The following is a 25,709-nucleotide window of genomic DNA, read 5'->3' on the forward strand; positions in this document are numbered from 1 at the left end:
TGATGGCCGCACCGCCCGCCCGCGAACGAGTGCCCATGTCTGCCGCCGCCCCCAGCTCCCTGTCGATCACCTTGCAGATCGTCTCCATCGTCTTCTATACCTTTATTGCCTTTATCTGCATCGGCCTGCCGATTGCGGTGATCCCGGGCTACGTGCACGAACAGTTGGGGTTCAGCGCGGTGGTGGCCGGGATCACCATTGGTTCGCAATACCTGGCCACCCTGCTCAGTCGTCCGATGGCCGGGCGCATGTCGGACAACGTCGGCACCAAGCGAGCGATTGTGCTGGGGCTGGCCGGGATTCTGCTCAGTGGCGTGCTGACGTTGCTGGCGACGTTGATGGAAAGCATGCCTGCAATCAGCTTGGGTATTTTGATCGCGGGGCGCTTGTTGCTAGGCGTGGCGCAGGGCCTGATCGGCGTGGGCACCATCAGTTGGTGCATGGGCCAGGTCGGCGCCGAGCACACGGCGCGTTCGATTTCCTGGAACGGCATCGCGTCCTACGGCGCCATCGCCATCGGCGCACCGTTGGGCGTGGTGATGGTTGCCGAATACGGCTACAGCAGCCTGGGGATTGCGCTGTCGGTGCTGGCGGCGTTGGGTTTGTTGCTGATCCGCAATAAACCGTCGGTGCCGGTGGTGCGGGGCGAGCGCTTGCCGTTCTGGGCGGTGTTCGGGCGCATCGCACCGTTTGGCGCCAGTTTGTGCCTGGCCTCGATCGGCTACGGCACCCTGACGACCTTTATCACCCTGTACTACCTCAACCGTGGCTGGGCCGGTGCGGCGTATTGCCTGACGGTGTTCGGCGTGTGCTTTATCGTGTCGCGCCTGATCTTTATCTCCGCCATCAGCCGCTTTGGCGGCTTTCGTGCGGCGATTGCCTGCATGACCATCGAGACCCTGGGCCTGACGCTTTTGTGGCTGGCGCCGTCCACCGGCGTGGCGTTGATCGGCGCGGGCTTGACCGGTTTTGGCCTGTCGCTGGTGTACCCGGCGCTGGGCGTGGAGGCGATCAAACAGGTGCCCAACAGCAGCCGTGGCGCCGGGTTGAGTGCCTATGCGGTGTTTTTTGACCTGGCCCTGGCGATTGCCGGGCCGTTGATGGGCTTTGTCGCCCTGAACCTGGGCTACGGCTGGATTTTCTTTTGCGCCGCACTGCTGTCGGTCGGCGCGCTGGGCCTGACCCTGCTGCTCAAGCGCCGCGCTTACTGATCGGCGGTCTGCAAGCCGGCGCGGGTCGATTGCCCCAGGGTGTGGCTGAAGAACCGCCCCGCCTCGGAGATCAGGTTGCGGTGGATGCCTTCGCGATCGACACCGTCCGCATCGGTACAGATGGCCGGCATGGCCAGCAGTTGATCGCTGTCACACGGCGCCATGAACACGAAGTGCCCCGCCCCGGCCAGCAGCTTGAAGTCCGGCGGTTCCGGCAGTTTGCGCGCCAGGGCGGCGGCGTTCTTGTCCACGGCCACCAGCTTGTCGCCATCGCCGCTGTAGAGCAGCACCGGCACGTGCACATCGGCCAGGGTCTGGCGGCCAAACATCAGGCTTAGCGGTGCCATCAGCATCAGTGCGTGGATGCGCGGGTCGGCTTGCGGTTGCAAGTCATCGCGGTCCACCACCAACTCGCCTTTGGTGGTGCAGGCGTCGCGGTCTTCGGGACGCTCCTGGCAATAGCGGCGCAGGCGGTCGAAATCCGGCTTCGCGCCCGCGAGGATCAGCGCCGTCTCGCCACCGGCCGAGTAGCCAATCACGCCGACTTGATCGACGTTGACGAACGGCGACAGCATCGGGTCGCCCAGGGTCGCGGTGATCGCTTCGGAGATCTGGATCGGCCGCCCATACAGATTGCTCAACGTGCCCAGGCGGCTGTGGTCCTTGTAGTTGTCGCCGGGGTGCAGCACCGCTACCACCACAAAGCCCTTGCGCGCCAGGGAGGTAGCCAGGTCATGCAGCGCCAGCGGTGTACCGGTGTTGCCGTGGGACAACATCAACATCGGGAAACGGCCGATGGCGACCTTGGCGTCTTCACCGGCACCCACATGGTAAGCGCCCAGCTGCGTGCTGTGCTCGACATCGGTGGACGGGTAGAACGCGATGGCCTTCATCGGCTGCAAATCCAGCGGGTCGAGAAAGGTCATACGATGAAAGCCCACACTCCAATGCGGGTGCGGCGCAGGCGCGGCGTGCACTGAAACCAGGCCGCCGAGCAGGGAAAGAACCAAAACTGCACAAAGACGCATCATGGGGATGTCCACCTTTGTTGCGTAAGAACCGACATGTCGAATTAAAGGTCCAGGGTGTTGAACCCGAGCCTGCATAACCTGGGCCATAGTCAAAAGACAGCGGGTAAACGAAAAAACTCCGTACTCCGATCGCGTTCAAGGCGAGCAGAATACAGAGTTTAGGCGCCCGTTTTCAGAATGAAACGGGGAACAGCGAACTTTTACATAACCCTTACGCGGCAGCGAACAATTGTTCGTTGATGACTACGTTGGCGTCGCTCAACGACTTGTTACGCACTTCATCACCGTAGGCCAGGCCTTGGGCGCGGACGAACTCGATATCGGTGATGCCGAGGAAGCCAAATACCAGCTTCAGGTAGTCTTCGTGGCCGACGTTGCTGGCCTGGCCGGCGTGCAGGCCGCCGGCGGTGGAGACGATGATCAGTTTCTTGCCACCGCACAGGCCTTCAGGGCCGGCTTCGGTGTAGCGGAAGGTCTGGCCAGCGACGGCGATGCGATCGATCCAGGCCTTGAGTTGGGACGGTACCGAGAAGTTGTACATCGGTGCACCGATCACCACCGCGTCCGCCGCGATGAATTCGGCCAACGACGAAGCACTCAGTTGCGCCTCGTGCTGTTGTACCGCGTCACGCAGCTCGGCAGCGGTACCCAGCGCGCCCAGGGTCAGGCCGGAAAAGTGGCTGATGCCTTCGCTCGCCAGATCGCGGTAGGTCACTTCCACACCCGGCTCGGCCGTTTGCCACGCCTTGACCACGCCAGCGGTGAGCTGACGGGATGCCGAGTTGTCGCCGAGGATGCTGGAATCGATGTGCAACAGTTTCATGTGAGTTCTCCGAGTAGGATCGTCAGTGGCGATCAGATGGTGGTGATGCTACGCATGAAACCAATAGCCGATAAGCTAGCTGAAATGCGATAGTTTGTCCTACTGACAGGACAATAGGCCGATCATGCAAGACCTCAACGACCTCTACTATTTCGCCAAAGTCGTCGAAGCCGGTGGTTTCGCGGCCGCCGGCCGGCTGCTGGGGATTCCCAAGTCGCGGCTGTCGCGGCGCATTGCCGAGCTGGAAGACCGCCTGGGTGCCCGCTTGCTGCAACGCACCACGCGGCAATTGACCCTCACCGCCGTCGGCGAACGTTACCTGCGCCATTGCCAGGCCATGCTGCTGGAAGCCGAGATGGCCGACGAGGCTGTGGCCAGCATGTCCAGCGAAGCCCGTGGACGGCTGCGGGTCAGTTGCCCGGTGGGCATGGCCCAGCACATCCTGCCGGAACTGGTGGCCGGGTTTCTCGCCGCCCATCCCCATGTGCAACTGGAAATGACCTTGGTCAACCGCCGCGTCGACCTGGTGGCCGAAGGCATCGACGTGGCCCTGCGTGTGCGCGAGCTGGGGGATGAAGACCCGCTGCTGGTGACCAAGCGCCTGCGCCAGGCCCAGACGGTGCTGGTGGCCAGCCCGGCCTTTGTCTACGGCAAGCAGATCAACAGCCTCGACGACCTCAAGCAGCTGCCCATACTCGGCGCGCTGGAGCCGGACCGCATGGTCCATCAACGCATCCTCGACCCCGAGGGCAACCCCCACGAGCTGGTGATGGAAGCGCGCCTGGGCATCGATGATTTTATCGTGCGCAAAGCCAGCGCGATCATGGGCCTGGGTTTTACTGTACTGCCGATGATGTATTGCGAAGAGGAATTGGCCAGCGGCCGCCTGGTGCAACTGCTGCCGCAATGGTCGTTGCCGGGCGGTTGGCTGCAAGCCGTGTACCCCCATCGGCGTGGTGTATTGCCGGCCATCCGGGCCTGGATCGACTACCTTGAAGAAGGCTTCAAAGGTTGCGGAGACCGTCTGCTATGAAGATCACCGAAGAACAAGTCGCCAGCTTCTGCCTGAGCCTGCCCGGCGCGCGCGAGGATTACAAATGGGGCGGCGTACGGGTGTTTTCGATTGCTGGCAACAAGATGTTCGCCCTGCAAAACCTGCGCGGTGAGTCGCTGGCGTTCAAGGTCGACAAAGATCTGTTCCTCGGCCATGTCGACCGCCCAGGCATCCACCCGGCGCCCTACCTGGCGCGCGCGCAGTGGATCATCATGAACACCCCGTACCCGCTGGGCGCGGATGAATTGCGTGGCTTGTTGCAGCGCTCCCACCAACTGGTGGTGAGCAAGTTGCCCAAGCGCACGCAGGTCGGCTTGCTGCTAGAGGATTGAAAGCAAGGTGCCGCCCAGGAACAGCTGGTCCAGCCAGAACACCTGGTGCAGCAGCACAATCGCCCAGAACAGCACCTGATAAGACACCTTGCGCGTCTTGTGTCGGAACACTTGCTGGGCAAGCAACGCACCCGGCCAACCGCCTGCCATCTCGACGGCGTGCAGGATGTTTTCCGGGGTGCGCCGGCCCTCGGTTTGCGCCTGGCGCTTGTCACGCCAATACAACACGAGCGCCAGCACGCTGACCACGCCGTACGCCGCCAGCGGCAGCACCGTCTCGCCGCGATGCCACAGCAGCACCGCGCCCAGCAGCGGCGCGGCGCACAACAGCAGGAAAATCGCGGCCTTCAAGCGTGGGTGCTGGATGTTCATGGCTTGACCGCAGACCAGTCGATCCAGCCGAACTGCCAGGTCGCCAAAATCACCAGGCCGAACGCGATGCGATACCAGGCAAACGCGGCATAGCTGTGGCTGGCGATGAACTTGAGCAAGGCCTTGACCGCAATCATCGCGAAGATGAACGAGGTCACAAAGCCGATGGCAAACACCGGCAGGTCGGCTGGCTGGAACAGCTCGCGGTATTTGTAGCCCGAGTACAGCGCCGCACCGACCATGGTCGGCATGGCCAGGAAGAACGAGAACTCCGTGGCGGTCTTGCGCGACAGGCCAAACAACAGGCCGCCGATAATCGTCGCGCCGGAACGCGAGGTGCCCGGGATCATCGCCAGGCACTGGGCCAGGCCGACCTTGAGCGCGTCTTTCCAGGTGATGTCATCGACCGTCTCGGCGTGCACCGCATGTTCACGTCGCTCCGCCCACAACATGATCACACCGCCCACCACCAACGCCGCCGCCACAGTGATCGGGTTGAACAGGTAGTGCTTGATCGCGTCGGCAAAAATCACCCCCAGCACCACCGCCGGCAACACCGCGATGATCAGGTTCACCGTGAAACGCTGGGCCTTGCGCTGGGTCGGCAGGCCGATGACCACGTCCAGGATCTTGCGCCGGAATTCCCAGACCACGGCGAGAATCGCGCCCAATTGAATAATGATGTTGAACGCTTCAAAGCGTTCGCCGCCGAAGCCGATCAGGTCGGCGACAATAATCTGGTGGCCGGTGCTGGAAATCGGCAGGAACTCCGTCAACCCCTCCACCACGCCAAGAATCAATGCCTGTATGGCGGTCCAAAAATCCATGCTTCCCCCAAAAGGTCCTGCGCGGGGCAGGCCTCGATAGTATTTTTCAAGTGGTTCACTGACGTCGGGTGTTTGAAAAAAACCCGTGAAAAATCAGGCAGTACTCAGGTTTTCCGATTACAGGCCGAAAGCCTATCAGACAAGGCGTAAAAGTCGATGCAGCGCCCACAATTATAAAAAAGCACGGAGTGACAGGACGATGAACAGTTTGCGCAGCATGTCGATCAGCCGCCGGCTCTGGCTGATCCTGATAGTCGCCGTGTTGATGTTGTTGACCTTGGGTCTGTTGATGCTCAAGCAGATCCATGGCGACCTCTACCAGGCCAAACGCCAGCAGACCCAACATGTGGTGCAGACCGCCAGCGGCGTGCTGGCCTACTACCAGAACCTCGAAAAAACCGGCGCCCTCACCCGCGACGCCGCGCAGAAGCAAGCCTTGAGTGTGGTGCGCGGCCTGCGCTACGACCATGACGACTACTTCTGGATCAACGACCTCACGCCGGTGATGATCATGCACCCGGCCAACCCCAAGCTGGACGGCCAGAACCTCTCGGCGATCCGCGACCCCGACGGTTTTGCGGTGTTCAACGAGTTCGTGGTCCTGGCCAAGGCCAAGGGCGCCGGCATCGTCAACTACCGTTGGCCAAAGCCGGGCGCCGATGCGCCGGTGGCGAAAACCTCGTACATCCAACTGTTCGAACCCTGGGGCTGGATCATCGGCTCCGGCGTGTACGTGGATGATGTACAGGCCGAGTTCACCGGCCAAGTGTGGAAAGCCTCGGTGATCGGCCTGATCATTGCGGTGGTGATGGCCTTGCTGGTGGCGCTGATCGCCCGCAGCATCGTGCGCCCGTTGCAAGCGGCGGTGAACGCCATGGGCAACATCGCCAGCGGCGAAAGCGACCTGACCCGCAGCCTCGACACCCACGGCCACGACGAAGTGACCCAGCTGTCGCAACACTTCAACAGCTTCACCGCCAAGTTGCGCCAGGTGGTCAGCCAGTTGCAGGTGTGCGCCAACGCCCTGGGCCAGTCATCGACCGAGCTGGGTAGCAACGCCACCCAGGCCCATGACCGCAGCCAGCAGCAGTCCCAGCAGATGGAATTGGTCGCCACCGCGATCAACGAAGTCACCTACGGCGTGCAAGACGTGGCCAAGAACGCCGAACACGCCGCCAGCGAAATGCGCGACGCCCAGGCCCAGGCGCAGCAAGGCCAGGTCAATATCGATGGCAGCTTGCAGCAGATCGACCAACTCTCCAGCACCATCAGCCAGGCGGTCGAGGTGATGCGCACACTGTCCGCTGAAAGCACCCAGATCGGCAGCGTGCTCGAAGTGATCCGTTCCATCGCCGACCAGACCAACCTGCTGGCCCTCAACGCCGCCATCGAAGCCGCACGCGCTGGCGAACAAGGCCGTGGTTTTGCCGTGGTGGCCGATGAAGTGCGGCTGCTGGCCCAGCGCACGCAAAAATCCACCGCCGAGATCCAGGGCATGATCGAGCGCCTGCAGGGTCACTCGGAAGCAGCGGTCAAGGTGATCAGCGACAGCCACAGCGCCTCGCAATTGACCATCGAACAAGCCGGCCAGGCCGGCGCCAGCCTCACGGCCATCGGCCAGGCGCTGCGTAATCTGAATGGTTTGAATGCGTCAATTGCCAGCGCCACCTTGCAACAGGCCCATGTAGTGGAAGACATCAACCAGAACGTCACCCAGGCGGCAGGGTTGTCCCACAGCACCGCATTGGCGGCGCAGCAGTCGAGTGTGGCGAGTACCCACTTGCGCGGCCTGAGCGAACAACTCAACGACCTGCTCCGCCAATTCAAGGTCTAACACTGGCTCATGATCGTTCCCACGCTCCGCGTGGGAATGCCGCTCAGGACGCTCCGCGTCCACTCCTGTAACAGCGACGAGGAGCGTCAGGGGATGCGTTCCCACGCGGAGCGTGGGAACGATCGTCGTCTTTGGTTACAATCCCCGCCCTCTCCCACTCCTCCAAGGAACCGCCATGTCCGGGCTTGAACTGTTCGCCGCCGCCCTGGGGGTGATCGCTGTCTGGCTGACGGTCAAACAAAACCCTTGGTGCTGGCCCATCGGCCTGATCATGGTGCTGCTCTACACTTGGGTGTTCTACGACGTAAAACTCTATTCCGACATGCTCCTGCAAGTGGTCTACGCCGTGTTGCAGCTGTACGGCTGGTGGCAGTGGACCCGCGCCGGCGAGGTCAAGCAAGGCCGTCAGGTCACCAGCCTGGGTGTGCCGGCCATTGTCACCAGCTTGGCGATAGGCGCCGTGGGCAGCCTGCTGCTGGGCGCCGCCATGGCCCACTGGACCGACGCCGCACAACCCTGGCTCGACGCCGCACTTACTGGTTTCAGCCTGGTGGCGCAGCTGTGGATGGCACAAAAGCGCGTGCAATGCTGGCCGCTGTGGATCGCCGTGGATGTGATCTTCGTCGGCCTGTTCCTCTATAAAGGCCTCTACCTCACCGCCGCGCTCTACGCCTTGTTTACCGTGATCGCTGTGCAAGGCTGGCGCGAGTGGCGCGCCGACCCGGCGTTGCAATCATGAAAGTAGTGGTACTGGCTGGTCCCGAATCCAGCGGTAAAAGTTGGCTAGCGGCTGAGTTGCACGCACATTTCGGTGGCTTGATGGTCGGCGAATACGTGCGCCACTTCATCGACCACCATCAACGCGACACCACCCTGGCCGACATCCCGGCCATCGCCCACGGCCAACTGGCCTGGGAAGATGCCGCCCGCGCCCAACAGCCGCGCCTGCTGATCCTCGATACGCATTTGCTGACCAACAAACTCTGGAGCCAGGTCCTGTTCGGCGACTACCCGGCATGGCTCGACAGCGAACTGCTGGCCCGTCACTACGACCTGCACTTGCTGTTGTCGCCGGATGATGTGGAGTGGACGGCTGATGGGCAGCGATGCCAGCCGCAGTTGGCGGATCGCCAGGCGTTTTTCCAGGGCAGTCTGGAGTGGATGCGAGAGCATCAACAGCCTGTGCGGGTGATTCGCGGGGATTGGGAAGAGCGCAGGCGGACGGCGTTTTCAGCCGTGGAACAACTGCTCCAGTCATAACACTGGCTTCATTGTGGGAGCGGGCTTGCTCGCGAAAGCGGTGTGTCAGGCAAAGATATATTCGCTGATCCACCGCTTTCGCGAGCAAGCCCGCTCCCACATTTTTGACCGTGTCAGGCGTTAGTAACCCAGTGACAGGCCGGTGTTACGACGCGGATCATTCGCCCCGTAGAAACGGTTGTTCCCCACCGGCTTACCCCCCAGCGACGGCGCACCGACCAGGATCGCCGCCAAGTGGTTGGCATCCTGCGGCCCGGCAAACTTGTGGCCCCAGCTTTCGAGGATCTTCTGGGTATCCGGGCTCACCGCAAAGGTCTCAAGGTTGGTGGTCTCCGGCATCCACTGCTGGTGGAAACGCGGCGCGTCGACGGCTTCCTGGATGTTCATCTTGTAGTCGATGACATTCAGGATCGTCAGCAACGTCGCGGTAATGATGCGACTGCCACCCGGCGTGCCCACCACCATCACGGCCTTGCCGTCCTTGGTCACGATCGTCGGGCTCATCGACGACAGCGGCGCCTTGCCCGGGGCGATGGCGTTGGCCTCACCCTGCACCAGCCCGTACATGTTCGGCACGCCGACCTTGACGGTGAAGTCGTCCATTTCGTCGTTGAGGATCACCCCGGTCTTGCTCGCCATCACGCCCGCACCGAACCAGTCGTTGAGGGTGTAGGTGACGGAGACCGCGTTGCCCCACTTGTCGACGATGGAATAGTGGGTGGTGTTGTTGCCTTCGTGGGGCGATACGCCCGGCTTGATCGCTTGGGAATCCCCGGCCTTTTGCGGCTCGATGGCGGCGCGCAGCTTGGCCGCGTAGTCCTTGTCCAGCAGGTGGGCGATGGGGTTCTTCACGAAGTCCGGGTCGCCGAGGTAGCTGTTGCGGTCCACGTAGGCATGGCGCATGGCTTCGATCTGGTAGTGCAGGCCCTGGGCCGAGTGATAACCGAGGTCGGCCATCGGGTAGCCTTCAAGGATATTCATGATCTGGCAGATCACCACACCACCGGAGCTCGGCGGCGGTGCCGAGACCACGTGGTAGCCACGGTAGTCGCACTCGATGGGCGCCAGCTCACGGGTCTTGTACTTGTCCAGGTCGGCCTGGGTGATAATGCCTTTGCCCGCCTGGCTGGAATCCACCAGCGCCTTGGCCACCCAGCCTTTATAGAAACCATCGCTGCCCTTGGCCGAGATTTCCTTGAGGGTCTTGGCCAGGTCTTTCTGCACCAGTTTCTGGCCAACCTGCATCGGCTGACCGTTGTGCAGGAAGATCCCGCGCATGTCTTTATCTTTTTCAAACTCGCCGGTGGCGGTGTGCAGCAGGTCGATATCGCCCTGCTCCAGGGCAAAGCCGTTTTCCGCCAGTTTGATCGCCGGGGCAATCACCTGGGCGCGCTTGAGAGTGCCGTATTTGCTCAGGGCCAATTCCATGCCCGAGACAGTGCCCGGTACGCCGACGGCCAGGTGACCCTTGGCGCTGAGGCCCTCGATGACGTTGCCGTCTTTATCCAGGTACATGTTGGCGGTAGCGGCCAGCGGGGCTTTTTCGCGGAAGTCGAGGAACGTCTTGCGCCCGTCCGCCAGTTGCACGGTCATGAAACCGCCGCCGCCGAGGTTGCCCGCTGCCGGGTACACCACCGCCAGCGCATAACCCACGGCCACGGCCGCGTCCACTGCGTTGCCGCCGGCCTTGAGCACATCCACGCCCACATGGGTGGCCAAATGCTGGGCGGTGACCACCATGCCATTTTCGCCGGCCACCGGGGCCTGCGACGCGGCTTGCACACCGCTGACCGTCAACACCAGCGCGGTGGCAATCAAGGTACGGCTGAAGGGTTGGTATTTCATCCATGGCTACTCTGGTTATTGAGATGCACCAAAATAGCCCGGCGTAGATGTAATCCCCAGTGCAGTGGCGTTTTTATTACAGAACTTGTCGGTCACAGAACGGCACCGGAACCTTTTCCAGCATCGTTACCAACAATAGGCGCATCCATCACCAAACAGGGGTATTCATCATGAGTCACTACGGGCTATCCAATCAAAGTCGCCCTTCCGCGACTGCACACATACCCACCGTCAATATTGCTGACGTCTGGGACATGACGCCGACGCAACCCCCCACCCCAACGACCAATAGTTCCGCCCCTTCCGGTCCGACTGCCAATAACAGGATGCATATCGCGTTTGGAGGCCGCGTCATCACCCTCAAAGAAACCATTCTCAACCAAGAATCCCAGAGCCGCCCGAACAAGTTGGTTCACAGCGAGGTAGAAGGACAGAACCATCTGATTGGGCAAAAAGGTGCAAACAACGTAATCCTTGGGCTTTCCGGCCAGCAATACATGTATAGCGGCACCACCGAGGCCGAAGGCGGCAAGAGCATTTTTGGTTTCAGCAGCGCCTCGGATTCGCCACCCGAAAACCCCGATTCAATTAATAACTTTGTTGTCGGCAAAGATAAGATTGACGTTTCCAACTTAACGCCGCCCGGAAAGGACAAATTGGATTTCGTCCAAGAATTTACCGGCCAGCCGGGGCAGGCAATGATCATCCATCAGCCAGGCGAAATGTTGCCACGCTTGGGTACCAGCTATTTGCTGGTCGATACAGACGGTGACGGAACCGCAGACTTCAAGCTTAAAATTCAGCACACAAAAATCACTGAGGCCGACGTTACCAGTTAATCCACTGGGCACAGGTTCCCCTTCGCCCGGCGGCAAGACCACTGCGTTCAGGTAGTGCCGTCAATCAATAAGCTCTGGCCTATAAAATTAATGGCGCTAGAATCAGCGCCATTCTTGCGCCCGCCCCTCAGCCACGAGCCCCCCATGAGCTTTGATTTCGACACGATCCACCCCCGCCTCGGTACCGGCAGTACCAAGTGGAACCGTTACCCGGCCGACGTCCTGCCGATGTGGATCGCCGACATGGACATCGCCGCCCCGCCCGCCGTATTGCAGGCCCTGCGCGAACGCCTCGACCAGCAGATCCTCGGCTACAGCGTGGCCGGCCCGGATGTGCGCGAAGCCATCGTCGCCGACCTGTGGGCCAAGTACGCCTGGCGTGTGCAGCCCGAAGACCTGTTGTTCCTGCCGGGCGTCGAGCCGGGCTTCAATATGGCCCTGCATGCGTTTGTGCAACCGGGCCAGCCGGTGGTGTTGCAAACCCCCAACTACCGGCCGATCCGCCTGGCGCCGGGGCACTGGAACCTGCCGAAAATCGAAGTGCCGTTTGAACTGAAAAACGGCGAATACCTGACCCCGCTGCCCGCCCTTCGCGACGCCCTGGCCGGCGCCGGCGCACTGCTGCTGAGCAACCCGCACAACCCGATGGGCAAGGTGTTCCCCCGCGAAGAATTGCTGGCCGTGGCCAACGCGTGCCTGGAACAGGGCGCGTTGATCATCAGCGACGAAATCCACGCCGAGCTGTGTTTCGACGGCCGCCGCCACATCCCCACCGCCAGCCTCAGCGCGCAAATCGCCGACCGCACCATCACCCTGATGTCGGCGAGCAAGGCGTACAACGTTGCCGGCTTGAAGACCTGTTTTGCCGTGATCCAGAACGCCGAGATCCGCGAGCGCTTCAACAACGCCCGTTGCGGCATGGTCGACAGCGTCAGCCCGCTGGGCCTGGAAGCCACCCGCGCCGCCTACAGCCAGTGCGGCGAATGGCTCGACGCGCTGAAGCAGTACCTGCAAGCCAACCGCGACTACCTGCTCAATGCCGTGCAAACCCGCTTGCCTGGTGTGGTCATGCACGCGCCCCAAGGCACCTTTCTGGCGTGGCTGGATTGCAGTGCGCTAGGCCTGGATGACCCGCAGCAGTTTTTCCTCGAACAGGCCAAAGTCGGCTTGAGCGCCGGGATCGAGTTTGGTGATGACAGCCAGCAATTCGTGCGCCTGAACTTCGGCTGCCCACGAGCCCTGCTGGAAGAAGGATTGCAGCGCATGGAGCGCAGCTTGAAAGACCGCTGATCGGAGCAGTTTTGAATTCCCCCGCCTTCGCGCGGGGGCCATCATTTAAAGCTTGGCGATGGACACTTCGGTGGACTTCACAAAGGCAATCACTTCGCTGCCCACTTTCAATTCCAGATCCCGTACCGAACGTGTGGTGATCACCGAAGTGACAATGCCGGACGCGGTTTGCACGTCGATTTCGGACACTACTTCGCCCAGCAGGATTTCCTTGATCACGCCCTTGAACTGGTTGCGCACGTTGATCGCTTTAATGGTCATGTCGGCTTTCCTTTTGGCTGTTGGGTCAATCCGCACGAATGCGCAGGCCCTCAAGATGCCGCAGCGGCCAAAAACTTAAAAGGAATAAATAACTCTTTATTTATATCTTATAGATATATATAGAGCTCCCGTGGCCACAGCACAAGATTCAACTGAGGGTGACCCAATACCGGGTGCGCGCCTGCACCTTGAAGCCCAGGGTCGACGCCAGCAGGTTGAGGATGCGGTCCGTGTCGTCCAGGCGAAAACTGCCGGTTACCCTCAACGCTTCCAGGCGCGGCTCCCAGCGCAACACGCCAGGGCGATAGCGCTCCAGCTCACGCAAGAAATCCCCTAACCCTTGGTCCTGTGCGGTCAGCACGCCGTCGCGCCAGCCCAGTTGCAGCACATCAAACGGCAGCCAGGCGCCAAGGCCGCGGGCGGTCAACGGTGCTTGCTGGCCACCGTGCAACGTCGCCAACTGCCCGTTGAGGTCGCGTACCTGCACCATGCCCTTGAGCACCGATACCCGACAGCCCGAGGCAAGTTGGCGCACACACACTTCGGCCTGGCTGACCTGAAGTTCGCCATAACGAGTCTGCACCGTCATCGTGTCCGGGCCCGGGACGTTCAACGCCAACTCGCCTTCCACCAACCGGATATGCCGTGACGCCACATCCACGGCGCTAGCGGTATTGAGTTGCAGGCTGGCACCGTCGGCCAGCGCCATGCGCTTGCGCTCGCCCGTGGCGGTGTGCAGGTCGGAGCGCCACACGTCGATGGGCAACTGGCGGCTGATCAGCCACGCCGTCGGCAGCAGCGCCGCCACGCCCAGTGCACGCTTGAGCACGGCCCGCCGGCCCGGTTGCGGGCGGTCGAGGCTGGCCATCGCCAACGCCTGGGGCAAGCCGCCGAAGCGCTGGCGCAACGTCTGGGCTTTTTGCCAGGTCTGTTCGTGCTGCGGGTGGCTGTCGCGCCAGTGTTGCAACGCGGCGTGGTCACCTTCAGTGGCGGTGCCAGACTCCAGCAGCGCCAGCCACTGGGCCGCCGCGCGGGCAACGTCGCGACTCACAGCTCCACCAGCAGGCAGTGTTCGTAGGCTTGGGCCATGTAGCGTTTCACCGTGCGCTCGGACACGTCCAGGCGCTCGGCGATCTCGCGATAACCCAAGCCCTCCAGCTGGCTCCACAAAAACGCGCGGCGCACCAACACCGGCAGGCCATCGAGCAATTCGTCCAGGGCCTGCAGGGTTTCCAGCAGCAGCCAGCGTTGCTCGGGGGACGGCACACACGCCTCAGGCAAGCTGGCGAGCGCATTCAGATAGGCCTGCTCCAGGCTGCGGCGCTGATGAAAATTGACCAGCAGACGCTTGCCCACCGTCACCAGGTACGCCCGGGGCTCCTGCATCTGCGCAATCGGCTGGGCGCTGGCGAGCACCCGCAAAAACGTATCCTGGCTCAGGTCCGCCGCATCCCAGGCATTGCCCAGGCGCCGGCGCAGCCAGCTTTCCAGCCAACTGCGGTGGTCGCGGTACAGGCTCGACAGCGTCAGTTCGGGGGCGACAACATCATTCATGGCAAGCAACCTGCGCGGCGCGATCATGTCTCAAATGAGATTCATTCTATTTAATATCGCCACGCCATACCACGATCTTTTCAACTGATCGCTGATCGTTCCCACGCTCCGCGTGGGAATGCCGCCCCGGACGCTCCGCGTCCTACAACAACGCCGCCTTCTGCCGCAGCAAGTCAATAAACAACGCCAACTCGCGCCCCACCCCTTCGCCCTTGCGCAACAACAGGCCGAACGGCGCCAGGCGCACATCCAGCGCCACCGGCAGGGCCACCACCAGGCCCATTTTCAGGTAGTCGCGCAGGGCGCTTTCCGACAACACCATCACCGCGTCAGTCAGCTGGATCAGCTGCTGCATGGAATACACCGAGCTGCATTCAATGATGTCCGCCGGGCTCGGCAGGGCAAGATCTTGCAGCGCCTGATCAAAGCCGATCCGCGCCGGGCTGCTTTGCGGTTGCAGAATCCACGGCCAGTCGCGCACCAACTCCGCCAGCGGCAGGTGCTCACGCTGGGCCAGTGGGTGGCCGGCATGCACCACCACCAGCATGCGTTCGTTGCCCAGGGGTTCGAAGCTGTAGTGCTCACTGTCGGTGGCGGCGTTGCGGCGGGTGATGGCCAGGTCGATGCGACCCTGTTCCAGCAGTTGGATCACCTGGTCGCTGGTGTCCCCCATGATGCGGATGCGCAGTTGCGGGTTGAGCGCCTTGATCTGCGCGATGCAGTCCATCACCAGGTCCGGCGCGGCGCCCATGATGGTGCCGATGGACAGGTAGCCATAACCGCCCTGCTGGCGCGCCATCAGGTCTTCGGCGCAACGGTCGAGGCCGCTCAGGGCCGCTTCGGCAAAGCGGATCAGTTCCTGGCCCAAGGCCGTGGGGCGCATGCCCCGGGGCAAGCGCTCGAACAGGTCGCAGCCAAACATGTCCTCGATCTCCCGCAGCATGCGCGTGGCCGCCGGTTGCGACATGTTCAGGGCCTGGGACGCGCGGTGCAGGTTCTGGCTGGAACTGAGGGCCACCAGCATATGCAGGTGCTTGTAGCGCAAACGGTTGAACAGGCTGGGACTACGCATTTTCACCTTTCTTATCGATACCCTGAGGTTATCACTTGTAAGCGAGATTCGATTTGTAGCGCATTGCTCGGCCGCCGTACAGTCCGGCCCATAAGAACAAAACACTGGACTGCCATTATGAAAACCCTGCCCGCGCCCCTGCTCGCCAAGATTTCCTGGCGGCTGCTGCCCTTCCTGCTGTTGATGTACATCATGGCGTTTCTCGACCGCGCCAACGTCGGGTTTGCCAAGCAAGCCTTCCAGGCCGACACCGGCTTGAGCGATGCCGCGTTTGCCTTCGGCGCCGGTGTGTTCTTTGTCGGCTACGCGCTGCTGGAAGTGCCGAGCAACCTGATCCTGCACCGTGTCGGCGCCCGCCTGTGGATGTGTCGGATCATGGTCAGCTGGGGCCTGATCTCGGCGGCGATGGTGTTTGCCCACAACGAAACCAGCTTCTACGTCCTGCGCTTCCTGCTGGGCGTGGCCGAAGCCGGCTTCTTCCCCGGCGTGATCCTCTACCTGACCTACTGGTTCCCCCAGGCCGTGCGCGGCAAGGCCATGGGCTTCTTCTACTTTGGCGCGCCGCTGGCGTTTATCTTCGGCAGCCCGTTGTCCGGCCTGCTGTTGGAGATGGACGGCTGGGCCGGCATCCACGGCTGGCAGTGGCTGTTCGCCGTCGAAGGCCTGATGGCCTCGGTGGTGGGCATCTGGGCCTACTTCTACCTGGACAATCGCCCCGCCGATGCCAAGTGGCTGAGCGTGGATGAGCGCCAGCAAATCCAGACCCTGCTGGACCAGGAGGACCAACACAAAACCTCCCATGGCCGCAGCCTGCTGACCGTGCTGTGCCAACCCTCGGTGCTGTACCTGTGCCTGGTGTACCTGCTGATCCAGGCCAGTGTGTACGGCGTGGTGTTTTACCTGCCGACCCAAGTCGGTGGCCTGCTCGGCACCAAGGTCGGCCTGATGGTCGGGCTGGTCTCGGCGTTTCCGTGGGTGTGTGCGCTGTTTGCGGCCTGGTGGATTCCGGCCTATTCCGACCGCACCGGCCTGCGCCGCCAAACCGCCTGCCTGACCCTGCTGATGGCCGCCGCTGGCATCGCCTGCTCGGTGACCTTCGCCAGCCCGCTGCTGGGCATGCTTGCCCTGTGCTTTGCCGCCTCCGGCTTTATCGCGGTGCAGCCGGTGTTCTGGACCTTTCCGTCGAGCTACCTGGCCGGCAGCGCTGCCGCCGCCGGCATTGCCCTGATCAATTCCTTCGGCGCCCTTGGCGGCTTTATCGCGCCGGTGCTCAAACACTGGGCCGAAGGCGCCTTCGCATCCCCGGCAGCCGGTCTGTACCTGCTGTCCGCCACCACGGTACTGGCTGCGTTGCTGGTACTGGGCATCCATTCACCTGGCCCTAAAGCGTCGAACACGCCGGCCACTGTTTAACTCCAGGAGTCACACCATGGGCAACCTCACCATCAAACACGTGCGCGCCTTTGTACTGCGCGGCGGCGGCGCCGACTACCACGACCAGGGCGACGGCCATTGGATCGACGACCATATCTCCACACCCATGAGCAAATACCCCGAGTACCGCCAGAGCCGCCGCAGCTTCGGCATCAACGTACTCGGCACGCTGGTGGTGGAGATCGAGGCCAGCGACGGCACCGTCGGTTTCGCCGTGACCACCGGCGGGGAACCGGCGGCCTATATCGTCGAGAAACACCTGGCGCGCTTCATCGAAGGCGCCCGCGTCACCGACATCGAAAAGATCTGGGACCAGATGTACCAGTCCACCCTCTACTACGGGCGCAAGGGCCTGGTGATCAACACGATCTCCGGCGTCGACCTGGCGCTGTGGGACTTGCTCGGCAAACTGCGCCAGGAACCGGTGCACCACCTGCTCGGCGGCGCGGTGCGTGACGAACTGCAGTTCTATGCCACCGGCGCGCGCCCCGACCTGGCGCAGAAGATGGGCTTTATCGGCGGCAAGATGCCCCTGCACCACGGCCCCAGCGAAGGCGAAGAAGGCCTGCGCAAAAATCTCGAAGAACTGGCCACCATGCGCGAGCGGGTCGGCCCGGACTTCTGGCTGATGCTCGATTGCTGGATGAGCCTGGACTTGAACTACGCGACCAAACTGGCCATCGGCGCCCATGAACATGGGCTCAAGTGGATCGAAGAAGCCCTGTCGCCGGACGACTACTGGGGCTACGCGGCCCTGCGCAACAACGTGCCCAAGGGCATGCTGGTAACCACCGGCGAACACGAAGCCACACGCTGGGGTTTCCGCATGCTCCTCGAGATGGGCTGCTGCGACATCATCCAGCCGGATGTCGGCTGGTGCGGCGGCCTCACCGAACTGGTGAAAATCTCCGCCCTCGCCGATGCCCACAACGCCATGGTCGTGCCCCACGGCTCCTCGGTGTACAGCTACCACTTCGTCGCCACCCGCCATAACAGCCCGTTCGCCGAGTTCCTGATGATGGCGCCGAAGGCCGATGAAGTGGTGCCGATGTTCCACCCGCAACTGCTCGGCGAGCCGGTGCCGGTGAACGGGCGCATGCGTCTGTCGGCGTTGGACAAACCCGGTTTCGGCGTTGACCTGAACCCGGATTGCCAACTGCACCGTCCCTACAACCGCTGAGGAAACCTGCCATGAATATGCCCCGCAACGGCTTCAAGGCCGCCTTGGCCAACGACGCCACGCAGTACGGCATCTGGGCCGGTTTCGCCACGGGCTACGCCGCCGAAATCGTCGCCAGCCTCGGTTACGACTGGATGCTGATCGACGGCGAACACGCACCGAACACCGTGCCCAGCGTGCTCAACCAATTGCAAACCGTGGCGCCCTACGCCACCGCGCCGGTTGTCCGCGCAGTGAATGGCGACGCCAACCTGATCAAGCAACTGCTCGACGTTGGCGCACAGACGCTGATGATCCCCATGGTCGAAACCGCCGAACAGGCCCAGGCCCTGGTGCGCGCCATGCGTTACCCGCCCCACGGCATCCGTGGCGTCGGCGGCGGTCTGACCCGTGCCACACGCTGGGACGGCGTCGACAACTACCTCACCACCGCCCACGAGGAACTGTGCCTGATCGTGCAAGTGGAGTCGCGCCTGGGGGTGGAAAACGTCGCCGCGATTGCCGCAGTCGAAGGGGTGCACGCAGTGTTCATCGGCCCGGCCGACCTGTCCATCGGCCTCGGCCACGCCGGCAACCCCGGCCACCCCGAGGTGCAGGAGCGGATCAAGCACGCAGTGGACGCGACCCTCGCTGCCGGCAAGGTCTGCGGCATCCTCGCGCCCAATGAAGACGACGCACGCCGCTACCAGGCCTGGGGTTGCCGCTTTATCGCAGTGGCCATCGACATCAGCCTGCTGCGCCAGAGCGCCTTGGCCACCCTCGCCCGCTATCGCCCGATTGCCGACGCGAAAGCGCCGTCACGCACTTACTAAGGAGCTGCCCCTATGTCGTCTGTTCCCGTGTACCAGAACTTTATCAACGGCCGCTTCGTACCCAGTGAAGCCCACATTGACGTGCGCAACCCGGCCACCGGCGCGCTGCTGTCCAAGGTGCCGGCCTCCACCGCCGCCGATGTGGACCAGGCCCTCGCCGCCGCACGCCAGGCGCAAACAGACTGGGCGCGCAAACCGGCCATCGAACGCGCCGGACACCTGCGTCGGATTGCCGCCAAGCTGCGCGAAAACGTGGCGCACCTGGCGCGCACCATCACCCTGGAACAAGGCAAGGTCAGCGCGCTGGCCGAGGTCGAAGTGAACTTCACCGCCGACTACCTCGACTACATGGCCGAGTGGGCGCGGCGCATCGAAGGCGAGATCATCACCAGCGACCGCCCGAACGAAAATATCTTCCTGTTCCGCAAACCGCTGGGCGTGGTGGCCGGCATCCTGCCGTGGAATTTCCCGTTCTTCCTGATCGCGCGCAAGATGGCGCCAGCGCTGCTCACCGGCAACACCATCGTGATCAAGCCCAGCGAAGAAACGCCGAACAACTGCTTTGAATTCGCCAAACTCGTCGCCGCAACCGACCTGCCCGCCGGCGTGTTCAACGTGGTGTGCGGCGACGGCCAGGTCGGCGGCGCCCTCACCGCGCACAAAGGCGTGGACATGATCAGCTTTACCGGCAGCGTCGCCACCGGTTCACGGATCATGGCCGCCGCCGCGCCGAACATCACCAAGCTTAACCTGGAGCTGGGCGGCAAGGCACCGGCCATCGTGCTGGCCGACGCCGACCTGGAACTGGCGGTCAAAGCGATCCGCGATTCGCGCATCATCAACACCGGCCAAGTGTGCAACTGCGCCGAGCGGGTGTACGTGGAGCGCAAGGTCGCCGACCAGTTTATCGAGCGCATCAGCGCGGCGATGGCCGCCACGCGCTACGGCGACCCGCTGGCCCAGGCCGATGTGGAGATGGGCCCGCTGATCAACCGCCAGGGCCTGGACAACGTCAATCGCAAGGTGCGCACCGCGCTGAGCCAAGGCGCCAGCTTGATCACCGGCGGGCAGATTGCCGACCTGGGCGCAGGCTTTCACTTCCAGCCAACGGTGTTGGCCGGTTGCCGCGCCGACATGGAGATCATGCGCGAAGAGATCTTCGGCCCGGTGTTGCCGATCCAGATTGTCGACGACCTCGACGAAGCCATCGCCATGGCCAACGACTGCGACTACGGCCTGACCTCGTCGATCTACACCCGCGACCTGGGCAAGGCGATGCACGCGGTGCGCGCGCTCGACTTTGGTGAAACCTACGTCAACCGCGAGAACTTCGAAGCCATGCAAGGCTTCCATGCCGGCGTGCGCAAATCCGGCATCGGCGGCGCCGACGGCAAGCATGGCCTGTACGAATACACCCATACCCACGTGGTGTACCTGCAGAGCTGATCTGGTTAAACGGGCCCGCTCACGGTAGCGTGCGGGCCCTTCCCAATGTGCTTCTGATAAGGACTGCCCCATGCCCTTGACGCCCTACAGCGGCCCGATCATCGACAGCCACCTGCACCTGTTCGACCCGCGCCGGCCCCAAGGCATCCCCTGGCCCGAGCCGGGCAACCGCTTGTACGCCGCGCATCTGCCGGCGGACTACTGGGCGCTGGCCGCGCCGCACAATGTGGTCGGCGCGATTGCCGTGGAAGCCAGCCCCTGGCGCGACGACAACCGCTGGCTGCTGCACACCCTGCGCAGCGACCCGCGCATGCTCGGCTTTGTCGGCAACCTCGACCCGTTGCACGCAGACTTCGCCCATGACCTCGAGGCGCTGGCCGACGAGCCGCTGTTCCTTGGCCTGCGCTACGGCAACCTGTGGGACCGCGACCTGCTGCTGGACCAGACCCGCCCCGGCTTTATCGACGGCCTGCGCCAACTCGCCGCCACCGGCCGTAGCCTGGACAGCGCCAACCCGAACCCGCGCTTGATCAAGGGCCTGTTGCACCTGAGCGATGCCTTGCCCGAGCTGCGCATCATCGTCGATCACCTGCCCAACGCCCAGGTGCCAACCGCTGAAGAAGCGGCCTATCACGCCGACCTGTTGCGCCTGGCCGAGCGGCCGAATGTGTTCGCCAAACTGGCGGAAATCCCGCAGGTCGGCCCCCAGGGTTTAATCAGCGACACGGCGTTCTACAACGACCGCCTGGCCGTGCTGTGGCAAGCCTTCGGTGAAGACCGCTGCTTCTTTGGCAGCGACTGGCCCAACAGCGATCACCTGGCGGATTTCGCCACCACCCTGGGCCTGGTCAAACGCTGCATGGCCGACAAACCCGCGGCAGTACAAAGCAAATTCTTCGTGCACAACGCGGTACGGGTCTACACCCCCGACGCAGGAGCCCACTGATGCAGACGCGCGCCTTTCGCATGAACCTCAACCCCGGCCAGGCCGATGAGTACCGCAAGCGCCACGACGAGATCTGGCCCGAACTGGCCCAGGCCCTGCTGGACGCCGGCGTGGTGGATTACCGGATTTTCCTCGATGAGCCTGCCAATGCGCTGTTCGCCGTGCTGACCCACGAGGACACCCACGGCCTGGATGCACTGCCGGGCACCGCGCTGATGCAGCGTTGGTGGAACCACATGCAGGACATCATGCCCAGCCACGCGGATGCCTCGCCGGTCAGCATCGATCTACAGCCCATGTTCCAGCTCACGCGCCCCTGACCAACACAGCCCACAACAACAATAAAAAGGATTCGACTACGTGGAAATCATTCTCTTCGGTGTGATTCTGCACTTTATCGGCGGCTTCGCTTCCGGCAGTTTCTACATCCCCTACAAGAAGGTCCGCGGCTGGGCCTGGGAAAGCTACTGGATCACCGGCGGCCTGGTGTCCTGGCTGATCGTGCCGCTGATTGCCGCGCAATTGACGGTGCCGGGCTGGGTGCAGATCCTGCGCGATGCCGACACCAGCACGCTGCTGTGGACGTATATGTTCGGCGTGTTGTGGGGCATCGGCGGGCTGACGTTTGGCCTGACCATGCGCTACCTCGGCCTGTCCCTGGGCATGTCGCTGATCATGGGCCTCACCTCGGCCCTCGGCGCCTTGATGCCGGCGCTGTACCGCGACCTGTTCACCAACGAAACCGAAGGCACCTTGACCTCGATGCTCGCCTCCCAGGGCGGCCATTGGGTGCTGTGGGGCGTGGCGGTGTCGCTGGTCGGCATCGCGGTGTGCGGCAAGGCCGGGTTGATCAAGGAACGGGAGGTGTCCCAGGCGGTGAAGTTCGCCAGTGTCAGTGAGTTTTCCCTGGGCAAGGGCATGCTGGTGGCGGTCATTTCCGGCGTACTGAGTGCCTGTTTCAGCTACGGCATCTCCGCCGGGCGCCCACTCGCCGCCGCAGCGGTAGAGCACGGCGCCAATAGCCTGTTCCAGAACAACGTGACCTTTATGGTGATCATGTGGGGCGGCCTGACCACCAATGGCATCTGGTGCCTGTGGCTGAACTGGCGCAACCGCACCTTCCACAACTACACCGACCGCAGCACCCCGCTGCTGGGCAATTACTTGCTGGTGGCGATCGCCGGCACGCTGTGGTTCTTGCAGTTCTTTTTCTACGGCATGGGCGAAAGCCGCCTGCAGAACGACGCCAGTTCGTGGGTGCTGCACATGTCTTTCATCATCATCGTGTCCAACTGCTGGGGCCTGTATTTCCGCGAATGGCACGGCACCAGCGCCGCCAACAAAGGCGTGCTGGTGGCCGGGATCGCGGTGATCCTCGGCGCAATCGCCATGGTCGGCTACGGCAATTACCTCGGCTGAGGCCGCTTATTTTTGAAGGAGTGTTGTTATGTTGCTTGCAGATAAAACCGTGATCATCACCGGTGCCTCCCGTGGCATCGGCCGCGCCGCCGCCCGTGAATGCGCGCGCCAGGGCGCCCGCGTGGTGATCGGCCACAGTGGCAGCGGCCAGGGCACCGAGGCGGCGTATTCGTTGATCGAAGAGATCAAGGCGTTTGGCGGCGCAGCCATCGAAGTGGGCGGGGACGCGGCCGACCCGGACACCGGCGACAAGCTGGTGGCCGGCGCGGTAAAGGCCTTTGGCAGCGTCGATGTGTTCGTCAACAACGCCGGCATCTGCCCGTTCCACTCATTCCTCGACATGCCCCGCGAGGTCTACCTGAAGACCGTCAACACCAACCTCAACGGCGCCTACTTCGCCGTGCAGGCCGCAGCGAACCAGATGAAAAACCAAGGCCGTGGCGGCGCAATCATCGCCGTCAGCTCCATCAGCGCCCTGGTGGGCGGCGGCATGCAGACCCACTACACGCCGACCAAGGCCGGCCTGCATTCATTGATGCAGTCCTGCGCGATTGCCCTGGGGCCGTATGGGATTCGTTGCAACTCGGTGCTGCCGGGGACGATTGCCACGGATATCAACAAAGAGGATTTGGCGGATGAGGAGAAGCTCGCCTATATGACTTCGCGTACGCCGTTGGGTCGCCTCGGTGAACCGGATGACCTCGCCGGGCCGATCGTGTTCCTGGCTTCGGACATGGCGCGTTATGTGACTGGCGCGTCCTTGTTGGTCGATGGCGGGCTGTACGTAAACTTGCAGTAATACCCACTCTCTCCAAAACACCACAGCACCAATGTGGGAGCGGGCTTGCTCGCGAATGCGGTGGTTCAGTTAGAACATTTTTGACTGGCATACCGCTTTCGCGAGCAAGCCCGCTCCCACAGGGGGCCTCTGTGTGCCTGAAATTTGTGCATTTCCCAATAAAAACAACAATCCAAGGAGCTTTTCCATGCGCACCACCTACCCCCTGGCCCTGCTCTGCAGCGCCCTCTCCACCTGCGCCTACAGCGCCCCCGCGATGCTCGGCGACTGGAACGGCCTGCGCCCGCAACTGGCCGAACAGGGCTACGACTTCACGCTCAAATACGTCGGCGAAGTCGGCTCCAACCTCGGCGGCGGCTACAACTCCCACACCACCGCACGCTGGAGCGATCAACTGATCCTCGGCGTGGACATGGACCTGCAAAAACTCCTCGGCTGGCAGGACGCGACCTTTCGCATCGGCATCGGCGAGCGCCATGGCAAGGACATCACCAACGACCGCGTACACCAGCCCAACGCCACCGGGCTGACCTCGACCATGGAAGTGTTCGGCGGCGGCAATGCCTGGCGGTTGTCGCAGTTCTGGTACGAGCAGAAGTTCTTCGACAGGAAATTCGCCCTGAAACTCGGGCGCTTCGGCCACGGCGAAGACTTCGATCAATTCCCCTGCGAATTCCAGAACGTGACCCTGTGCGGCTCCCAGGAAGGCAACTGGAACGGCGTATGGAACAGCTTCCCCATCAGCCAGTGGGCGGTGCGCGCCAAGTACCAGTTCACTGACGAATTCGCAATGCAGATCGGCGCGTATGACAAGAACCCGGACAACGCCGAAGCGAGCAACGGATTCAAACCGTTTATCAGCGGCTCCCAAGGCACCAGTTTCCCCATCGAAGCCATCTGGAAAGGCCGGATCGACGGATTGAGCGCGGAGTATCACGCCGGTTACTACTACGCCAACGCCGACACCAAGGACATGCTCAAGGACGCCGACGGCAACTACGCCGCCAGCTCGCAAAAGCCTTATCGGATGTACTCCAGCAACAGTGGCTGGTGGCTGTCGGGCCAGCAGCAATTGACCACGGTAGACGGCAATAACAAGCGCGGGCTCAACGTGTTCGCCAACCTCACGGTCAATGACCCGGACAAAAGCGTGATCAAGAGCCTGATTCAGGTCGGCTTGATCTACCGTGGCCCGTTCGATGCCCGCCCGGATGACACTTTCGGCGTGGGTGCGTCGAAGCTGCAAGTCAGCGACCGCTATACCCGCAACACGCAAATGCTCAATGCGGCGAATGGCGTGACGTCCCTCGACGAACCGCTGTACGTGCCCGAACAGCGCCGTGAATACAGCTACGAGATCAACTATGGCGTGCAGGCAACAAACTGGCTGATAGTGCGGCCCAACCTGCAATACGTGAAATACCCGGGCGGGCTCACGCAAACCCGCGGCGCGGTGGTGGGCGGCGTGCAATTTATCGCGGATTTCTAATCCCTGGTCCTGACGTAGCTTAAGACTGGCAGCGACCCAAGACCGCACATCTTGTGCGTTGACCAGTCTTGTTACACACCATATAGTGTGCCCACAAACAAAACAGACCACTACATAGTGTGCAGTATCGGTATTTACCGACCACACTCTGCGCAGTATTTCAATGCCTAGTAGCCTGCAAACCGCATATTTTTGGACGGGTTCACACGCCGTCAGAACAGACCAGGAAGGAGTATTTCAATGCTGAGTTGGGATGAAGTCGACAACGAAGACACCGGTGCAGCGGTGATCAAGGGCGCCAACGCCGGCCACGCCACCGAAGCCAACATGGACCGCCTCGACGGCGACGGCGCCAAAGCCGCCCTCGAAGCCCGCGCCGTCACTGCCAGTGACTCCGCCGCCATCGTGCGCGCCAAGGCCGCCCTCGATAAACTCGACATCGCCGAAGGCCTCGCCGAGCTGGAAGGCTCCGCCGCCCGAGTCGCCGTTGACGAAAAGCGCATGATCAACTGCCGCGCCGACCTCAACCAACTCGTGCCGTTCAAGTACGACTGGGCCTGGCAGAAGTACCTCGACGGC

General features: G+C 62.6%; 26 protein-coding genes and 1 pseudogene. 18 read left to right on the top strand and 9 right to left on the bottom strand.

Features of this window, described 5'->3' with window-relative positions:
• The first annotated feature begins 35 nt into the window (after positions 1-35).
• Positions 36-1,211, top strand: coding sequence for an MFS transporter (locus tag ACZRMO_RS10700; RefSeq protein WP_463972821.1), 1,176 nt, complete (start codon positions 36-38; stop codon positions 1,209-1,211).
• Here the strand turns inward: ACZRMO_RS10700 and ACZRMO_RS10705 are convergent.
• Together ACZRMO_RS10705 and ACZRMO_RS10710 are read right to left on the bottom strand one after the other, a co-directional pair.
• Positions 1,205-2,242 (bottom strand): alpha/beta hydrolase family protein, encoded by a 1,038-nt coding sequence (locus tag ACZRMO_RS10705; RefSeq protein ID WP_463972822.1) that lies wholly within the window; start codon positions 2,240-2,242, stop codon positions 1,205-1,207. The genes ACZRMO_RS10700 and ACZRMO_RS10705 overlap by 7 nt on opposite strands.
• A gap of 211 nt (positions 2,243-2,453) precedes the next feature.
• Positions 2,454-3,065 carry an FMN-dependent NADH-azoreductase gene (locus ACZRMO_RS10710; RefSeq protein ID WP_463972823.1) on the bottom strand — a complete coding sequence of 204 codons (612 nt, stop codon included), beginning with the start codon at positions 3,063-3,065 and terminating at the stop codon, positions 2,454-2,456.
• Between the two features lie 124 nt (positions 3,066-3,189).
• Here ACZRMO_RS10710 and ACZRMO_RS10715 point away from each other — a divergent pair, with 124 nt between their 5' ends.
• Together ACZRMO_RS10715 and ACZRMO_RS10720 are read left to right on the top strand one after the other, a co-directional pair.
• Entirely contained in the window at positions 3,190-4,098 is a 909-nt protein-coding gene (locus tag ACZRMO_RS10715; RefSeq protein WP_463972824.1) for a LysR substrate-binding domain-containing protein, read from the top strand.
• The gene (locus ACZRMO_RS10720) at positions 4,095-4,451 is read left to right on the top strand and encodes an MmcQ/YjbR family DNA-binding protein (RefSeq protein WP_463972825.1); all 357 of its coding nucleotides are present in this window, start codon (positions 4,095-4,097) and stop codon (positions 4,449-4,451) included. The genes ACZRMO_RS10715 and ACZRMO_RS10720 overlap by 4 nt, the downstream gene beginning before the upstream one ends.
• Here ACZRMO_RS10720 and ACZRMO_RS10725 read toward each other — a convergent pair.
• Positions 4,440-4,823, bottom strand: a complete 384-nt coding sequence (locus ACZRMO_RS10725; RefSeq protein WP_463972826.1) for a DUF1294 domain-containing protein — start codon at positions 4,821-4,823, stop codon at positions 4,440-4,442. The two genes, ACZRMO_RS10720 and ACZRMO_RS10725, sit on opposite strands and share 12 nt — an antisense overlap.
• Complete coding sequence (locus tag ACZRMO_RS10730) at positions 4,820-5,650, bottom strand: undecaprenyl-diphosphate phosphatase (protein WP_463972827.1); 831 nt, start codon at positions 5,648-5,650, stop codon at positions 4,820-4,822. The genes ACZRMO_RS10725 and ACZRMO_RS10730 overlap by 4 nt, the downstream gene beginning before the upstream one ends.
• Positions 5,651-5,849: 199 nt before the next feature.
• Between ACZRMO_RS10730 and ACZRMO_RS10735 the strand changes: the two genes are divergently transcribed.
• The 3 genes from ACZRMO_RS10735 to ACZRMO_RS10745 all read left to right on the top strand — a co-directional run bounded on the left by ACZRMO_RS10735 (position 5,850) and on the right by ACZRMO_RS10745 (position 8,744).
• A complete protein-coding gene (locus ACZRMO_RS10735; RefSeq protein ID WP_463972828.1) occupies positions 5,850-7,484 on the top strand; it encodes a methyl-accepting chemotaxis protein in 1,635 nt (544 codons plus the stop codon).
• 175 nt (positions 7,485-7,659) lie between these two features.
• The gene (pnuC, locus tag ACZRMO_RS10740; protein WP_448184971.1) at positions 7,660-8,223 is read left to right on the top strand and encodes a nicotinamide riboside transporter PnuC; all 564 of its coding nucleotides are present in this window, start codon (positions 7,660-7,662) and stop codon (positions 8,221-8,223) included.
• A complete protein-coding gene (locus tag ACZRMO_RS10745) occupies positions 8,220-8,744 on the top strand; it encodes an AAA family ATPase (protein WP_463972829.1) in 525 nt (174 codons plus the stop codon). The genes pnuC and ACZRMO_RS10745 overlap by 4 nt, the downstream gene beginning before the upstream one ends.
• A 120-nt stretch (positions 8,745-8,864) precedes the next feature.
• Here the strand turns inward: ACZRMO_RS10745 and ggt are convergent, their stop codons facing one another.
• On the bottom strand, positions 8,865-10,589 hold the full coding sequence (gene ggt, locus ACZRMO_RS10750) for a gamma-glutamyltransferase (protein WP_124529804.1): 1,725 nt from the start codon (positions 10,587-10,589) through the stop codon (positions 8,865-8,867).
• A 170-nt stretch (positions 10,590-10,759) separates the two neighbouring features.
• On the opposite strand from ggt, the gene ACZRMO_RS10755 reads away from it, so the two are divergent.
• Both ACZRMO_RS10755 and ACZRMO_RS10760 read left to right on the top strand, forming a co-directional pair.
• Positions 10,760-11,428, top strand: a complete 669-nt coding sequence (locus tag ACZRMO_RS10755) for a M10 family metallopeptidase C-terminal domain-containing protein (protein ID WP_463972830.1) — start codon at positions 10,760-10,762, stop codon at positions 11,426-11,428.
• 144 nt (positions 11,429-11,572) lie between these two features.
• Positions 11,573-12,718, top strand: coding sequence for a MalY/PatB family protein (locus ACZRMO_RS10760; RefSeq protein ID WP_463972831.1), 1,146 nt, complete (start codon positions 11,573-11,575; stop codon positions 12,716-12,718).
• 45 nt (positions 12,719-12,763) lie between these two features.
• Here ACZRMO_RS10760 and ACZRMO_RS10765 read toward each other — a convergent pair whose 3' ends face one another.
• From ACZRMO_RS10765 to ACZRMO_RS10780, 4 genes are all read right to left on the bottom strand, one after another.
• Positions 12,764-12,979, bottom strand: coding sequence for a TOBE domain-containing protein (locus ACZRMO_RS10765; RefSeq protein WP_003173733.1), 216 nt, complete (start codon positions 12,977-12,979; stop codon positions 12,764-12,766).
• Between the two features lie 148 nt (positions 12,980-13,127).
• Positions 13,128-14,030 carry a FecR domain-containing protein gene (locus ACZRMO_RS10770; protein ID WP_463972832.1) on the bottom strand — a complete coding sequence of 301 codons (903 nt, stop codon included), beginning with the start codon at positions 14,028-14,030 and terminating at the stop codon, positions 13,128-13,130.
• Positions 14,027-14,533 carry a sigma-70 family RNA polymerase sigma factor gene (locus ACZRMO_RS10775; RefSeq protein WP_026137138.1) on the bottom strand — a complete coding sequence of 169 codons (507 nt, stop codon included), beginning with the start codon at positions 14,531-14,533 and terminating at the stop codon, positions 14,027-14,029. Before ACZRMO_RS10775 ends, ACZRMO_RS10770 begins: the two co-directional genes overlap by 4 nt.
• A gap of 142 nt (positions 14,534-14,675) precedes the next feature.
• On the bottom strand, positions 14,676-15,605 hold the full coding sequence (locus ACZRMO_RS10780) for a LysR family transcriptional regulator (protein WP_463972833.1): 930 nt from the start codon (positions 15,603-15,605) through the stop codon (positions 14,676-14,678).
• Between the two features lie 117 nt (positions 15,606-15,722).
• On the opposite strand from ACZRMO_RS10780, the gene ACZRMO_RS10785 reads away from it, so the two are divergent.
• From ACZRMO_RS10785 to ACZRMO_RS10830, 10 genes and pseudogenes are all read left to right on the top strand, one after another.
• Complete coding sequence (locus tag ACZRMO_RS10785) at positions 15,723-17,018, top strand: MFS transporter (protein ID WP_463972834.1); 1,296 nt, start codon at positions 15,723-15,725, stop codon at positions 17,016-17,018.
• 16 nt (positions 17,019-17,034) lie between these two features.
• A complete protein-coding gene (rhmD, locus tag ACZRMO_RS10790) occupies positions 17,035-18,219 on the top strand; it encodes an L-rhamnonate dehydratase (RefSeq protein WP_124529790.1) in 1,185 nt (394 codons plus the stop codon).
• An 11-nt stretch (positions 18,220-18,230) separates the two neighbouring features.
• Positions 18,231-19,031, top strand: coding sequence for an HpcH/HpaI aldolase family protein (locus ACZRMO_RS10795; RefSeq protein WP_463972835.1), 801 nt, complete (start codon positions 18,231-18,233; stop codon positions 19,029-19,031).
• Between the two features lie 12 nt (positions 19,032-19,043).
• Positions 19,044-20,477, top strand: coding sequence for an aldehyde dehydrogenase (aldA, locus tag ACZRMO_RS10800; protein WP_463972836.1), 1,434 nt, complete (start codon positions 19,044-19,046; stop codon positions 20,475-20,477).
• 70 nt (positions 20,478-20,547) lie between these two features.
• Positions 20,548-21,423, top strand: coding sequence for an amidohydrolase family protein (locus tag ACZRMO_RS10805; protein WP_463972837.1), 876 nt, complete (start codon positions 20,548-20,550; stop codon positions 21,421-21,423).
• Positions 21,423-21,743 (top strand): L-rhamnose mutarotase, encoded by a 321-nt coding sequence (rhaM, locus tag ACZRMO_RS10810; protein WP_463972838.1) that lies wholly within the window; start codon positions 21,423-21,425, stop codon positions 21,741-21,743. Before ACZRMO_RS10805 ends, rhaM begins: the two co-directional genes overlap by 1 nt.
• Before the next feature lie 40 nt (positions 21,744-21,783).
• The gene (gene rhaT, locus ACZRMO_RS10815; RefSeq protein ID WP_463972839.1) at positions 21,784-22,842 is read left to right on the top strand and encodes an L-rhamnose/proton symporter RhaT; all 1,059 of its coding nucleotides are present in this window, start codon (positions 21,784-21,786) and stop codon (positions 22,840-22,842) included.
• 28 nt (positions 22,843-22,870) lie between these two features.
• A complete protein-coding gene (locus ACZRMO_RS10820) occupies positions 22,871-23,641 on the top strand; it encodes an SDR family NAD(P)-dependent oxidoreductase (RefSeq protein ID WP_124529780.1) in 771 nt (256 codons plus the stop codon).
• Positions 23,642-23,828: 187 nt separating this feature from the next.
• Positions 23,829-25,130 (top strand): carbohydrate porin, encoded by a 1,302-nt coding sequence (locus ACZRMO_RS10825; protein ID WP_463972840.1) that lies wholly within the window; start codon positions 23,829-23,831, stop codon positions 25,128-25,130.
• Positions 25,131-25,370: 240 nt separating this feature from the next.
• Positions 25,371-25,709 (top strand): annotated as a pseudogene (locus ACZRMO_RS10830) (ribonucleotide-diphosphate reductase subunit beta); the annotation flags it as partial.

Source organism: Pseudomonas sp. B611 (assembly GCF_055407965.1).